Source organism: Actinomadura sp. WMMB 499, from assembly GCF_008824145.1.
In the GTDB taxonomy this organism is placed as follows: domain Bacteria; phylum Actinomycetota; class Actinomycetes; order Streptosporangiales; family Streptosporangiaceae; genus Spirillospora.
On sequence record NZ_CP044407.1, the window covers coordinates 1,814,787 to 1,828,047 of the forward strand.

11 protein-coding genes are annotated in these 13,261 nt (G+C 74.8%); 4 read left to right on the plus strand and 7 right to left on the minus strand.

Annotated features, from left to right (window positions below):
• Positions 1–35: 35 nt before the first annotated feature.
• From F7P10_RS07900 to F7P10_RS07925, 5 genes are all read right to left on the minus strand, one after another.
• Positions 36–1,070 carry a rod shape-determining protein gene (locus F7P10_RS07900; RefSeq protein WP_026404352.1) on the minus strand — a complete coding sequence of 345 codons (1,035 nt, stop codon included), beginning with the start codon at positions 1,068–1,070 and terminating at the stop codon, positions 36–38.
• Between the two features lie 183 nt (positions 1,071–1,253).
• On the minus strand, positions 1,254–1,664 hold the full coding sequence (gene ndk, locus F7P10_RS07905) for a nucleoside-diphosphate kinase (RefSeq protein ID WP_151008752.1): 411 nt from the start codon (positions 1,662–1,664) through the stop codon (positions 1,254–1,256).
• Positions 1,665–1,705: 41 nt separating this feature from the next.
• Positions 1,706–3,160, minus strand: a complete 1,455-nt coding sequence (locus F7P10_RS07910) for a hypothetical protein (RefSeq protein WP_176611349.1) — start codon at positions 3,158–3,160, stop codon at positions 1,706–1,708.
• 348 nt (positions 3,161–3,508) lie between these two features.
• The gene (locus F7P10_RS07920) at positions 3,509–3,883 is read right to left on the minus strand and encodes a DUF4233 domain-containing protein (RefSeq protein ID WP_151017902.1); all 375 of its coding nucleotides are present in this window, start codon (positions 3,881–3,883) and stop codon (positions 3,509–3,511) included.
• 5 nt (positions 3,884–3,888) lie between these two features.
• Positions 3,889–5,310 (minus strand): folylpolyglutamate synthase/dihydrofolate synthase family protein, encoded by a 1,422-nt coding sequence (locus F7P10_RS07925; RefSeq protein ID WP_151008755.1) that lies wholly within the window; start codon positions 5,308–5,310, stop codon positions 3,889–3,891.
• Between the two features lie 251 nt (positions 5,311–5,561).
• On the opposite strand from F7P10_RS07925, the gene F7P10_RS07930 reads away from it, so the two are divergent.
• Positions 5,562–6,794: a hypothetical protein gene (locus F7P10_RS07930; RefSeq protein WP_151008756.1), complete on the plus strand. Its 1,233-nt coding sequence runs from the start codon at positions 5,562–5,564 to the stop codon at positions 6,792–6,794.
• On the opposite strand, the gene F7P10_RS07935 is transcribed toward F7P10_RS07930, so the two are convergent.
• Positions 6,754–7,707, minus strand: coding sequence for a hypothetical protein (locus F7P10_RS07935; protein ID WP_151008757.1), 954 nt, complete (start codon positions 7,705–7,707; stop codon positions 6,754–6,756). The two genes, F7P10_RS07930 and F7P10_RS07935, sit on opposite strands and share 41 nt — an antisense overlap.
• Before the next feature lie 155 nt (positions 7,708–7,862).
• Positions 7,863–10,508 carry a valine--tRNA ligase gene (locus tag F7P10_RS07940; RefSeq protein ID WP_254716474.1) on the minus strand — a complete coding sequence of 882 codons (2,646 nt, stop codon included), beginning with the start codon at positions 10,506–10,508 and terminating at the stop codon, positions 7,863–7,865.
• A 115-nt stretch (positions 10,509–10,623) separates the two neighbouring features.
• On the opposite strand from F7P10_RS07940, the gene F7P10_RS42090 reads away from it, so the two are divergent.
• From F7P10_RS42090 to F7P10_RS07960, 3 genes are all read left to right on the plus strand, one after another.
• A complete protein-coding gene (locus F7P10_RS42090; RefSeq protein WP_176611350.1) occupies positions 10,624–11,514 on the plus strand; it encodes a hypothetical protein in 891 nt (296 codons plus the stop codon).
• 161 nt (positions 11,515–11,675) lie between these two features.
• Positions 11,676–12,455 (plus strand): sensor histidine kinase, encoded by a 780-nt coding sequence (locus tag F7P10_RS07955; RefSeq protein WP_151008761.1) that lies wholly within the window; start codon positions 11,676–11,678, stop codon positions 12,453–12,455.
• A gap of 23 nt (positions 12,456–12,478) precedes the next feature.
• Positions 12,479–13,138, plus strand: coding sequence for a response regulator (locus tag F7P10_RS07960; protein ID WP_151008762.1), 660 nt, complete (start codon positions 12,479–12,481; stop codon positions 13,136–13,138).
• Positions 13,139–13,261: the final 123 nt, after the last annotated feature.

A 13,261-nucleotide genomic window follows, 5' to 3' on the forward strand; every position in this document is an offset into this window, starting at 1 on the left:
CCGCCTGCCGGGCCGCCTGCGTCGCGGCCGGGAGCTCAGTGACGGGGTTCGGGGACGAGGACCTGGCGGAGGGACTCGAAGTCCTCCACGCACTTGCCGGTGCCGAGCGCGACCGAGTCGAGCGGGTTGTCCACGAGGTGGATCGGCATGCCGGTCTCCTCGCGGAGCCGCTCGTCCAGGTTCTTCAGCAGCGCACCGCCGCCGGTGAGCGCGATCCCACGGTCCATGATGTCCCCCGAAAGCTCGGGCGGGCACTTGTCGAGCGTGGTCTTCACCGCGTCCACGATGCTGTTGACCGGCTCCTCGATCGCCCGCCGCACCTCCTCAGCGGAGATCACGACGGTCTTCGGCAGCCCGCTGACCAGATCGCGGCCGCGGATCTCGGCGTGCGGCTCCTCGTCGCCGCCGGGATAGGCCGAACCGATGGCCATCTTGATCTCCTCGGCCGTGCGTTCCCCCAGCATGAGGGAGTATTCCTTCTTCGAGAAGGAGATGATGGCCTGGTCGAGTTCGTCGCCGCCGACGCGGACGGACTGGCTCGTGACGATCCCGCCGAGGGAGATGATGGCGACCTCGGTGGTGCCGCCTCCTATGTCGACGACCATATTGCCGGTCGGCTCGTAGACGGGCAGCCCGGAGCCGATGGCGGCGGCCATGGGCTCCTCGATGATGTAGACGCGGCGGGCGCCGGCCTGGTAGCCGGCCTCCTTGACGGCGCGCTGCTCCACGCCGGTGATCCCGCTCGGCACGGCCACCACGATCCGCGGCTTGGCGAAGTGCCGACGCTTGTGGACCTTCTGGATGAAGTAGCGCAGCATCCGCTCGGTGACGTCGAAGTCGGCGATGACGCCGTCCTTCAGCGGGCGGACGGCGACGATGTTGCCGGGCGTGCGGCCGATCATCCGCTTCGCCTCGATGCCCACGGCCACGATCTTCCCCGTGTTGGTGTTGATCGCGACGACGGACGGTTCGTTGAGGACGATGCCACGCCCGCGCACGTAGACCAGCGTGTTGGCGGTGCCCAGATCGACCGCCATGTCACGGCCGAGAAACGACAGCTTGTTACCCATGAAAAAGGGAGCCCTTCACGATTGTCGGGCGTTCATAGCGGCGCGTCCATCGTAACGCGAAAGTGGCGCTCGGGTCAGGTGCCCCGGGACCGCGAGTCACTGAAAAAACGGGTGCTGACCAGGCTTGTTTTAGTTAAAGAGACGCGGGCCGGAGGTTTCCGGCCCGCGCGTCGTCGATCGTGGTCAGCCCAGTTCCGGGAAGAACAGCTTGATCTCCCGGTCGGCGGAGTAGGTGGAGTCGGAGCCGTGCACGATGTTCTCGCCGATCTCCAGGGCGAAGTCGCCGCGGATGGTGCCGGGCGTGGCGTTCACCGGGTCGGTGGCGCCGGCCAGCGCCCGGAACGCCTCGATGGCGCGGGGGCCCTCGACGACCATCGCGACCAGCGGGCCGCCGGTGATGAAGTCGACCAGCTCGCCGAAGAACGGCTTGCTCGCGTGCTCCTCGTAGTGGGCCTCGGCCGTCTCGCGGGGCAGGGTGCGCAGTTCCAGCGCGACGAGCTTCAGGCCCTTGCGCTCGATCCGCGAGACGACCTCGCCGACCACGCCGCGGCGGACACCGTCGGGCTTGACCAGGACAAGAGTGCGCTCGGACACGAGTGAATCTCCTCAGGAAGGTTGGAATATGCGCGCGAATCCTACCGGGCCCCCGGAGTTCCGGCTGCGTTCGCCGCGCTGGGCCGGCCCGCCGCCGGGCGCGCGTCCCGTCCCGCCCGCGCGGCGCGCACCGCCGGCACGGCGGCGGCGGCGCCCGCGGCGGCCGCGGCCAGCAGCCACGCGTGCTGCCCCTGGACGAGGCCCGCGAGCCGCTGCGCGTCCGTCTCCGGGCGGATCCGCGCGAGCGACGCCGCCTGCAGCGACAGCGCGGCGAGCCGGCCCGCGAGCATCGCCGGAAAGCACAGCGACAGGCCGAACAGGGCGGCGCCCGCGCTCGCTCCCCGCAGCGACGCGGCCAGCGCCAGCCCGGCTCCGGCCCCCAGCGGGACGAGCGGGAGCAGCGGCGCCCAGGGCCCGCCCGCGTCCGTCCGGAGCAGCAGGGCCGCGGCGGGCAGCGCGGCGACCATCAGGGCGTGCCCGGCGAGGACGGCGGCGCGCGCCGGGACGACCGCGGCCAGCGCCGCCGCGGCCACCGCCGCGGCGGCACCGGCGGCGAACGGCGGCAGCGGCGCCGCGCCGGCCCCTCCCCCGGCGTGCGCCCCGGCGGCCGCGACACCGGCCAGGGAGCCCGCCGCGGGCTGGACGAGCAGCCCGGCGGTGACCATCACGATCGCGCAGCCGGACGGGCTGCCGGTGGCGGCGTCCCTGGTGCCGGCGACCGCGAGTCCGAGCAGCGCCGCGACCGCGATCCCGGCGACGACGAGCCGCGCACCGGGCGACCAGCCGTGCGCGGCGATCACCGACAGCAGCGCGAACCCGGCGCACGGCGCGAACGGCAGGAGGAGCCCGCCGCGCTCGGCCGGCCGGGGCGGCGGCAGCGGCGAGGCCGCCCGCCCGGCCGCGACGCGGTACGCGAGGACGGCGGCGAGCGCGGCGGCGGCGGGCCAGGTCCAGGGCGCGAGAGCCGCGCGCCAGTCGCGTCCGGAACCGGCGGGAGCATCGGCGGACGGCTGCGGGACGGCGTCCAGCACGAGCGGCGTCGCGAGCAGCAGCGCGGCGGCCAGGGCACCGGCGCAGCCGGGCGCCGCCGCCCGGCCGCACCGCTCCCAGGCCAGCACGAGCGCGGCGGGGAGCGCGATGCCCGCCCCGGCGCCCTGCAGGACGCGGACCGTCCCGGCGAGCGCCACCGAGTCGGCCGCGCGGGCCGCGCCGAGCCCGGCCAGCAGCGTCAGCAGGCCCGTCGCCAGCACCGTCCACGCGGGGAGCCGGCGGGCGGCGAGCGCCGCGAGCGGCACCGTGAGCACGAGCGCGGGCAGCGCGAGGCCGGTGGCGCGCAGCAGCCCGGCGACGTGCGCGGCGTCGAGCCCGAGGGCGTCCACGGCGTCCGGGACGACCGCGGCGGTGGCGTCGGGCAGCGCCAGGACGCTCGCCGGGATCGCGATGGCCACGGCGGGCAGCGCCCCGAACGCCCGCGCCCGCCCGCCGCCGCGCCGCACGCGGACCCGACCGCGTACCCGGCCCCGTCCGGTGGGCGGGGGCGCGGGGGTATGGGCGGGAGGTCGTGGGCGGTGGGGTCGGGGTCGGCGGGGTCGGGGTCGGCGGGGTCAGGGTCGGTGGGGTCAGGGTCGGCGGGGTCAGGGTCGGCGGGGTTCGGATCGGCGGGGTTCGGATCGGTGCGGTTCGGATCGGGGTCGGCGGGGGTGGATTCCGCGGGCAGGGACACGCCTCCTCCTCGGAGTCGTCATCCGCCGCACCGGATTTCCCGAAAGAGAAAGATGTCGGAATTGGTAGCTGAACCCGGTCGGGGAATTCGGCGGAATGGAACGGTGCCGGACCCGCCGAATTTAGCGTGCCGCGGCGCTCTCCGCCTTGCGTCCGAGCCAAATCGCCGTCGCCCACAGCGCACCGAAAATGGCGCCGAGCACGAACATGGCCGGGACCATGAAGCCGGTCGCGATGATGACCACCTGGAGGACGCTGCCCGCGTGCACCGCCCACGGGAAGCGCAGCAGCCCGGTCACCACCAGGCAGATCAGCGCGAGACCGCCGCACACCAGCGCGGCCGTGCCGCCCGCCACGTCCATCACCGTGATCGCCACCGGGGCCGCCAGCCCGATGATCAGCGCCTCGCACGTCAGTACCGCGGACAGCAAACTCCGCACCGGGTTTTTCGGCCGCCCGGAACTCTGTCGCGTTTCGCCCGAAACCTCGTCCCGCATGATGCTCAACGACCTTCTCCCACGCGCAGCAGCGTTCTCGCGTCGCCGGCGGTCACCACCGAACCGGTGATCAGCACCCCGGCGCCCTGGTACTCCCCGGTCTCCTCCGCCAGCCCGATCGCCCGGTCGATGGCGTCGTCCAGCCGCTCCGCGACGTGCACCCGCTCGGACCCGAACACGCTCTCGGCCTCGTCGGCCAGCTCGTCCGGCGGCAGGGAGCGCGCCGACGAGTTCCGGGTGACGACCAGCTCGGCCAGGACCGGCTCCAGCTGGTCGAGGACGCCCGGGACGTCCTTGTCCTCGGCGATCGCGAGGATCCCGACGAGACGGGTGAACCCGAACGCCTCGGTGATCGTCTGGACGGTCGCCGCCATCCCCGCCGGGTTGTGCGCGGAGTCCAGCAGCACCGTGGGCCCGGTACGCGCGACCTCCAGCCGGCCGGGCGAGGCGGCCTTGGCGAGCCCGCTGCGGACGAGCGCCGGATCGAGCTGCCCCTCGTCCCCGCCGGTGTACGGCTCGCCCGCCGCGATCCGGGTGGCCGCCTCCAGGTTCGGCTCGCCCCGCGTCGGCGCGCCGCTCGCGAACGCCTCCACCGCCGCGAGCGCCACCGCCGCGTTGCTCGCCTGGTGCTCGCCGAACAGCGGCAGGAAGATCTCGTCGTAGACCCCGTGCAGCCCCTGGACGCGCAGCTGCTGGCCGCCGACCGCGATGTCCCGGCTCAGCACCCCGAACTCGATGCCCTCGCGGGCGGCCGTCGCGCCGGTCTCCACGACCCGGCGCAGCAGCACCTCGGCCGCCTCCACCGGCTGCTGGGCGACCACCGCGACCGCGCCCGGCTTGACGATCCCGGCCTTCTCCCCCGCGATCTCCTCCAGCGTGTCGCCGAGGTAGCGGGTGTGGTCGAGCCCGACCGGGGTGAGGACGGCGACGGCGCCGTCCGCGACGTTCGTGGCGTCCCAGCGCCCGCCCATCCCGACCTCGACGACGGCGACGTCCACCGGCGCGTCCGCGAACGCCGCGAAAGCCATCGCGGTGAGGACCTCGAAGAACGACAGCCGCACCCCGTGCTTCTCGTCGATCATCCCGACGTAGGGGAGCACGTCCCGCAGGACCTCGACGAACCGGTCCTCGGAGATCGGCTCCCCGTCGATCGCGATCCGCTCCCGCAGGGTGGTCAGCTCGGGGCTGGTGTAGAGCCCGGTGCGCAGCCCCCGCTCGCGCAGCAGCGCCTCGACGAGGCGGGCGGTGCTGGACTTCCCGTTCGTCCCGGCGACGTGGATCACCGGGTAGGCGCGCTGCGGTTCGCCGAGGAGGTCCACCAGATCGCGGACGCGGTCGAGCGTGGGGTCGATGTCCCACTCGACGCCGCGGCTCCTGATCTCCCGCACGGCGTCCCGGTAGTCGAGCGGCTCGGCTGGCTGGCTCACGATGCTCCTGGCTGTGACGGACGGCGACGCTCCGAGCCTATCCGCAGCGCGCCGCACTCCCGCCCCGCCCCGGCCCCTCGCCCGCCGGACCGGATCCTCGTGCCGTCCGAGGGGGCCCGCCGGCGCCGGATCCTGGGCGGGTGCCTCGCGCGCACCCGACGCACCGCCGCCGCTCGGGCCGGCCGGGGCTTTCACCGCCGCTCGGGTACGCCGCCCGGGGCGGGGGACGCGAGGTCGCGGAAGATGGGGGCATGGACGGGACGGACCAGGCCGCGGACTCGGTGTTCTTCCGCGAGTGGGAGGGGCGCGCCCCCGGGGAGCGGCGGAGCCTGGCACGGGCGGGGGCGCTGGCGGACGCGCTCGGGGTGCTGCCGGTGGACGTGCCGGTCCTGACGGTCGTCGGGTCGAAGGGGAAGGGCACGGCCGCGGTGTACGCGTCGGCCTACCTCGCGGCGGCCGGGCTGCGGGTCTGCACCGTGACGAGCCCCGGCCTGCGGTCGAACCGCGACCGGATCCGGATCGACGGCCGCGCGGTCACGCCCGCCGAGCTCGCCGCCCTGGCCGGCGAGCTGGAGCGGGCCATCGCCGGGCTCCCCGCGGCGCCGGGCGGGTACCTGTCGCCCGCCGGGCTGTTCATGCTCGCCGGGCTGCGCCACGCGCGGCGGGCCGGCGCGGACGCGCTCGTGCTCGAGGCCGGGATGGGCGGACGGTCGGACGAGGTGAGCCTCGTCCGGGCGGACGTCGCGGCGATCACGCCCGTCTTCCTCGAGCACGCGGGGGTCCTCGGGGACACCCCGGCGGAGATCGCGCGCGAGAAGCGGGGCGTCGCGGGCCCCGGCACCCGCGTGGTGTCGGCGCCGCAGTCGGCCGAGGTGACCGAGGCGGTCGCGCCCGCGGAGGTCATGTGCCCGGGCGATCCGGAGTTCCTGGACGTCCTGCCGTCCGGGCTCGGCCGGACGAGCGCCGAGCTGGGGATCGTCGCGGCGCGGCGGCTGCTCGGACGGGACGCGCCGGCCGGGCGGGCCCGCGAGGTGCTGGCGTCGATCGTCCTGCCGGGCCGGCTGTCCGCGCACCCCGTACCGGACTCGGACGCGGAGGTGCTCGTGGACTCGGCCATCGACCGGGCGGGCGTCCGGACGGCGCTCGCGGCGGCGCGCCGGCGGTGGGGCGGCGTCGACCACGTCCTGGTGTGCCTGCCGGACCACAAGGACCTGGACGGCGCGGTGGCCGCACTGGACGGGCTCGCGGTGACGTTCGTCCGGCTGCCGCTGCCGCACCTGCGGTTCACCCGGCCGCTCCCCCGTGGCTGGCGGGTCGCCGGCGCCGCGGACGTCACGCCCGCGGCGATCGCCGCGCTCGGCGACCGCGTGCTGGCGCTCGGCACCGTCTACTTCACGGGGCTGGTTCTGGACGCGGTGGACGCCGGCACCGAGCGGCTGTTCGTCAGCGGGGCCGCTCGACGTCCGCCCGGATCCGGAGCATGACCGCGTCCATCATCGCGTAGCGGGGCTGCCGGGAGGCGACGTTCGAGGCGACGATGCCGTAGGAGTCGCCGGTCGCCCAGGCGCAGTAGGTGTGGACGGCGCCGAGCACGGCGAACGTCCCGCAGGCGGCCTCGCCGCCCGCCTGCCCCGGGTTGGCGTTCTGCCCGCCGATGAACGTCGTCGGCCGGATCTTCCGCAGGAACGCGGGCGCGTCCTCGACGCGGCCCGTGCCGCCCACGAACAGGACGTCGAGCGCCCCGCCCTGGCCGCTCCCGGTGTAGACGGCCGAGCCCTGCGCCGCGGGCGGGATCCCGCCCGCCTCGACGCCGCCCGTCACGAACGGGTAGGAGACGGCGGCGCGGGCGGGCAGCGAGTCCCGGCGCAGTCCGCCCGCGGTGGCGCCGGCGGCGATCGTCCGGGTGGACTCGAACGCCGTCGCCGTCTTGGCCCGTTTCCCGGAGGTCTGGCCGGTCGCGTCGCCGGACCGCAGCATCAGCACCCCGGCCACGAGGACCACGAGCAGCACGGCTCCGGCGCCCGCGCCGAGCAGCATCCCCGAGCCCCGGCGGCGCGGGACGTCCGGGAAGGACGGGACGGGCGGGACGGGCGGGACGGGCGGGAGCGGCCCGGTCCCGTCCGGCATCCGGTGCGGGCCGGTGCCGTTCGGCATCCGGTGCGGGCCCGACGCGTCGGGCACGACGGCCTGGGGGCCGCTCGGGTCCGCGACGCGCTGCGGGCCCGTCCCGGCGCGGCCTTCCGCCGACCACCACGGCACCGAGTCGCCCCACGGGGCCGGCACGGCCGTGAACCCGCCCGTCCCGCTCCCCTGCGGCGGCACGGGCGCGGCGTCGCCGGGCGCCGCCTCGTCGGCGCGGCGGCCCGGCGGTTCGGTCCGAGGACGTGAGTCGGCCATTGCACTCCCGGGGGGTTCTCGAGGCGACCGGAATGCCCGCGATCATGGGGATGGTAACTCCCCGCGGGCGGCGTGGCACGGTGAACGCCCGACGGGCCCTCCGCCGGCGCCCCCGGGGGCGGGACGCCGGCGCGGCGGGCGCCGGGCGGGCGCGGTCAGCCCGCGGGCAGGGCGGTGAGCTGGGTCTCCAGGCGCGCGATGTCGGCCTCGGCCTGCGCGAGCCGGTCCCGGTTCTTGGCGACCACGGCCTCCGGCGCCTTCGCCATGAACGCCTCGTTGCCGAGCTTGCGACCGGCCTGGTCGACCTCCTTGCGGGCGGCGGCCAGGTCCTTCTCAAGCCGCTTGCGCTCGGCGGCGACGTCGATGGCCCCGGCGGTGTCCAGCCGGACCGTCACGCCCTCGACCGGCAGCGACGCCGTCGCGGCGAAGCCCTCGGCCGGGTCGGTGAGGCGGAGCAGCGCGCGGACGCCCTCCTCGTGCGGGGCCAGCGGGGAGCCGTTCCACTCGAGTTCGGCGGCGACCTTCTGCCCGGCCTTGAGGCCCTGGTCGGACCGGAACCGGCGCACCTCGGTGACGAGCCGCTGCAGCGACGCGACGAGCCGCTCGGCGTCCCCGTCGGCGCGGGACGCGTCGGCGGACGGCCACGCGGCGCGCACGATCGTCTCCCGGTCGGAGGCGGGTTCGGGCGGTGTACCGCGCAGAGCGGTCCAGAGTTCCTCGGTCACGAACGGGATGACCGGGTGCAGCAGCCGCAGCAGGTGGTCCAGGACCTCGCCGAGGACGCGCCGGGTCGCGGGGGCTCGGTCGTCCGCGAGCTGGACCTTCGCCAGCTCGACGTACCAGTCGCACACCTCGTCCCACGCGAAGTGGTACAGCGTCTCGCACGCCTTCGCGAAGTCGTAGGACTCCAGCTGCGCGTCCACCTCGGCTATGACCGCGTGCAGCCGGGACAGGATCCACGCGTCGACCGTCGTGAGCTCGGACGGCAGGTCGCCCTCGACGGTCGCGCCGTTGATCATCGCGAACCGGGTGGCGTTCCACAGCTTGTTGCAGAAGTTGCGGGACCCCTCCGCCCACTGCTCGGCGACCGCGACGTCCCCGCCCGGGTTCGCGCCCCGCAGCAGCGTGAAGCGGGTCGCGTCGGCGCCGTACCGGTCGATCCAGTCGAGCGGGTCGACGACGTTGCCGAACGACTTCGACATCTTCTTGCCGAACTCGTCGCGGACCATGCCGTGCAGGGCGATGGTGCCGAACGGCGCGACGCCGTCCATCGCGTACAGCCCGAACATCATCATGCGGGCGACCCAGAAGAACAGGATGTCGTACCCGGTGACCAGCACGGACGTCGGGTAGAAGCGCTTGAGGTCCGGGGTGTCGTCGGGCCAGCCGAGCGTGGAGAACGGCCACAGCGCGGAGGAGAACCAGGTGTCGAGGACGTCGCCGTCCTGCGTCCACCCGGCGGGCGGCTCCTCGTCCGGCCCGAAGCACGCCGCCTCGCCGTCCGGCCCGTACCAGACCGGGATGCGGTGCCCCCACCACAACTGGCGGCTGATGCACCAGTCGTGCATGTTGTCGACCCACTCGAAGTAGCCGGCCGCCATCTCCGGCGGGTGGATCGCGACGCGGCCGTCCCGGACGGCGTCGCCCGCGGCCTTCGCGAGCGGCTCGACCTTGACGAACCACTGCAGCGACACGCGCGGCTCGACGACCGTCTCGCAGCGCGAGCAGTGCCCGACCGAGTGCTCGTACGGACGGACCTCCTTGACGATCCGGCCCTGCTCGCGCAGCGCCGCGACGACCGCGGGCCGCGCCTCGAACCGGTCGAGGCCCTCGAACGGGCCGGGCGCCGTCACGTTGCCGCGCTCGTCCAGGACGGTCAGGGACGGCAGCGAGTGCCGCCGCCCGATCTCGAAGTCGTTGGGGTCGTGCGCGGGGGTCACCTTGACCGCGCCGGTGCCGAACTCGGGGTCGACGTGCTCGTCGGCGACGACCGGGATGCGGCGGCCGGTCAGCGGAAGCTCGACCTCCCGCCCGACCAGGTGCCGGTACCGCTCGTCGTCGGGGTGCACGGCGACGGCCGTGTCGCCGAGCATCGTCTCGGCCCGCGTCGTGGCGACGACGATCTCGGCGTCGCCCGACCCGTACCGCATCGACACGAGTTCGCCCTCGCGGTTCTCGTGCTTGACCTCGATGTCCGACAGGGCGGTGAGGCAGCGCGGGCACCAGTTGATGATGCGCTCGGCGCGGTAGATCAGGCCGTCGTCGAACAGCCGCTTGAAGATCGTCCGGACGGCGCGGGCGCGCGGCTCGTCCAGCGTGAACGCCTCGCGGGACCAGTCCACGCTGTCGCCGAGCCGCCGCATCTGACCGAGGATCCGGCCGCCGGACTCGCCCTTCCACTGCCAGACCCGCTCGACGAACTTCTCGCGGCCGAGGTCGTGCCGGGACAGGCCCTCCTCGGCCAGCTTCCGCTCCACGACGTTCTGCGTGGCGATGCCCGCGTGGTCCATGCCCGGCAGCCACACGGTCTCGTGCCCCTGCATGCGGCGGCGCCGGACGAGCGCGTCCTGGATCGAGTGGTCCAGAGCGTGCCCCATGTGCAGGGACCCGGTCACGTTCGGCGGCGGGATAACGATCGAGTACGCGGGACGGGACGGGTCGCGGGCCGGATCGGCGGCGAAGAGGCCCGCCGATACCCAGCGCTCGTACAACCTGCCCTCGACGTCAGCCGGTCGGTACTGGGTGGGCAGGTCGACGTCCGCGGCGGCCCCCTGGCCGCGCTCATTGCTGGGCTGTGTCACGGCTGAAGATTCTACGGGGGCCGGAAAGGTAGAACGCCCACGACCGCCCGTGCGTCGATATATCGACTGTGGGCGCGCTCCCAGCGCACCCGTTCCGTCCAGAACGAGGAGATCCATGAGCGGCTGGAACCCGCCCCCCAACCCCGGGCCGCCCAACCCCCACGACCCGTACGGACCGCACGGACCTCCCGGCCAGCCCGGACCTCCCGGACAGCAGCCGCCCCACGGCTCGCCCGTCCCGCCCGGTCAGCCGACCCCGCAGGGGCCGCCGGCCGGCCCGTACGCCCCGCCGGGCGCGCCGATGCCGGGCAACCCCGGCATGCCCGGCGGCCCCGGGATGCCGGGCGGGCCGGTGCCGCCGCCCGTACCGCCGCGCCGGAAGCGGGGCAAGGGCCTGCTGATCGGCCTGCTGGCCGGGGGCTTCGCGCTGCTCCTCATGCTCGGCGTCGGCGGGTTCGCGGTCTACTACGTGAGCACCGATCACGAACTGTCCATCCCGTCCAGGGCGGGCGGCATGACCCTGGACAGCAGTGCCGAGGCCGCGCGGCTCTACACCCAGATCGTCCCCGAACTGCGGCGGGTGGTGCTCGAGACCACGAACGCCACGGACTACGACTTCTATCGCGGCCTGTACCGGGACGGCGACCTGGCCTTCCTCGTCGTCGGGATCACCGGCGACCCCGACGCGGACAACCTCGTCAGCGAGCTGAGTTTCGCCGTGCGCAACGAACTGAGCACCGACGACGCGAGCGTCTCCTCCCGGATCTGGGGGATCGACGACGCGGGCGGCGACGGCGAAGCGGTGTGCGGGCGGCTGACCGTTGCGGCCGAGAAGGTGACGGCGTACTCGCACAGTTCGATCTGCGCGTGGGCCAGCAGGACGACGTTCGCGCTGGTGGTTCCCATCTTCACCGCGCCCGACCAGCGGGAGAACGAGCCTCCGGAGTACGAGGTGGCGGGCCTGCAGCGGGTCATGCGCGACCTCCGCGCGGACATCGAGAGCTGAGGCGACCGGCGCCGACGGGCGGTGCCCGTAGCCGGTCGGCGGCGGCCCCGGAAAGGGCTTTCCCGCCCCGTCCGGGACACTGGTCACCTGACACCGGGTCGCCCTCCGGGTCACCCTGGGGGCGGCGCCCGTGTCCGCGGGCGCGGAGGGAGAGGTTCGGGATGCGAGCGGTACTGGCACGGGCCGCCGTGCTGGCCGGCGCGTTCGCCGCGGGGGCCGTGACGGCGCACGCCGCGACCATCCCGCACCTTCAGCGCATCGCCGCGGACCTGCAGCGCTCGCGGGAGCGGATCCTGGCCGGGCGGGAGGAGGAGCGGCGGCGGCTGCGGCACGACCTGCACGACGGGCTGGGCCCGACCCTGGCGAGCCTGGCGATGTCGCTGGACGCCGCCCGCATCACGCTCGCGTGCGAGCCGGAGCGCACGGACCCGCTGCTCGCCGACGTCCGGGACCGGCTGGCCTGCACGGTCGGGCAGGTGCGGGAGCTGGCCCACGGGCTGCGCCCGCCCGCGCTGGACGATCTCGGCCTGGTCGCGGCGATCGAGTCGTTCGCCGCGGGGTCCTGCAAGCGGGTCGAGGTCCGCTGCGACGGCCCGCCCGGGGAGCTGCCCGCGGCGGTCGAGGTCGCGGCGTACCGGATCGTCCGGGAGGCGCTGACGAACATCCGGCTGCACGCCGCCGAGAGCACCGCCGTCGTCCTGCTCCGCCGGGACCGCGACCTGCACGTGACGGTGGCCGACACCGGCCCCGGACTGCCCGCGACGGCGCCCGGCGGCGGACGGCGGGGCGCCGGGCGCGGGCTGGACGACATGCGCGAATGGGCCGCCGAGATCGGGGGCGGGTGCACGATCACGTCGCGGCCCGGCGGCGGCACCGTCGTCGCGGCGCGCCTTCCGCTGGGCGCCGGATACCATCGGCCGTCCAGTGGCGGGCGGGCGTGACCCCGCCGGGCGAAGGCGAGGCCATGAGCGGGGAGACGATCCGGGTCCTCATCAGCGACGACCATCCGGTGTTCCGGCAGGGGCTCAAGGGGCTGCTGCAGGCGCTCGGGGTGGAGGTCGTCGGGGAGGCCGAGAACGGGCCGGACGCGGTGCGCAGCGCGGCCGAACTGCAACCGGACGTCGTGGTGATGGACCTGCACATGCCCGGTGGCAACGGCATCGAGGCGACCCGGACCATCACCCGGACGAATCCGGGCATCGGGGTGCTGGTGCTGACGATGTTCCGCGACGACGACTCGGTGTTCGCGGCGATGCGCGCGGGCGCCCGCGGGTACCTGCTGAAGGAGTCGGGCGCCGAGGAGATCGCGCGCGCGGTGCGGGCGGTCGCGGCCGGGGAGGCGATCTACGGGCCGGAGATCGCGCGCCGGGTGCTGATGTTCTTCACCGACATGCCGGACCCCCGGCGGTCGGCGTTCCCTGAGCTGACCGACCGGGAACGCGAGGTGCTGGCGCTGATCGCGCAGGGGCGCAGCAACACCGAGATCGCGGGGACGCTGTTCCTCAGCCCGAAGACCGTCCGCAACCACGTGTCGAACATCTTCATGAAGCTGCACGTCGCGGATCGCGCGCAGGCGATCGTCCTGGCGCGGGAGGCCGGTCTCGGCGAGTCCGGACGCCGCTGATCCGACGCCGCTGCTGAGCCGACGCCGCTGAGCGACCGGCGCCGCCGAGTCGGCCGGCACCCTGCCCGATCGGCCCCGATACACGGCGACGCCCCCGGACCGGGTCCGGGGGCGTCGCCGTGT

Bases quoted from the DNA above. Each gene is read 5' to 3' on its own strand.
- F7P10_RS07930 (WP_151008756.1), top strand. From the start codon at position 5,562: ATGGACGGGACGGACCAGGCCGCGGACTCGGTGTTCTTCCGCGAGTGG.
- F7P10_RS07960 (WP_151008762.1), top strand. From the start codon at position 12,479: ATGAGCGGGGAGACGATCCGGGTCCTCATCAGCGACGACCATCCGGTG.
- F7P10_RS07935 (WP_151008757.1), bottom strand. From the start codon at position 7,707: ATGGCCGACTCACGTCCTCGGACCGAACCGCCGGGCCGCCGCGCCGAC.
- F7P10_RS42090 (WP_176611350.1), top strand. From the start codon at position 10,624: ATGAGCGGCTGGAACCCGCCCCCCAACCCCGGGCCGCCCAACCCCCAC.
- F7P10_RS07955 (WP_151008761.1), top strand. From the start codon at position 11,676: ATGCGAGCGGTACTGGCACGGGCCGCCGTGCTGGCCGGCGCGTTCGCC.
- F7P10_RS07900 (WP_026404352.1), bottom strand. From the start codon at position 1,070: ATGGGTAACAAGCTGTCGTTTCTCGGCCGTGACATGGCGGTCGATCTG.
- F7P10_RS07920 (WP_151017902.1), bottom strand. From the start codon at position 3,883: ATGCGGGACGAGGTTTCGGGCGAAACGCGACAGAGTTCCGGGCGGCCG.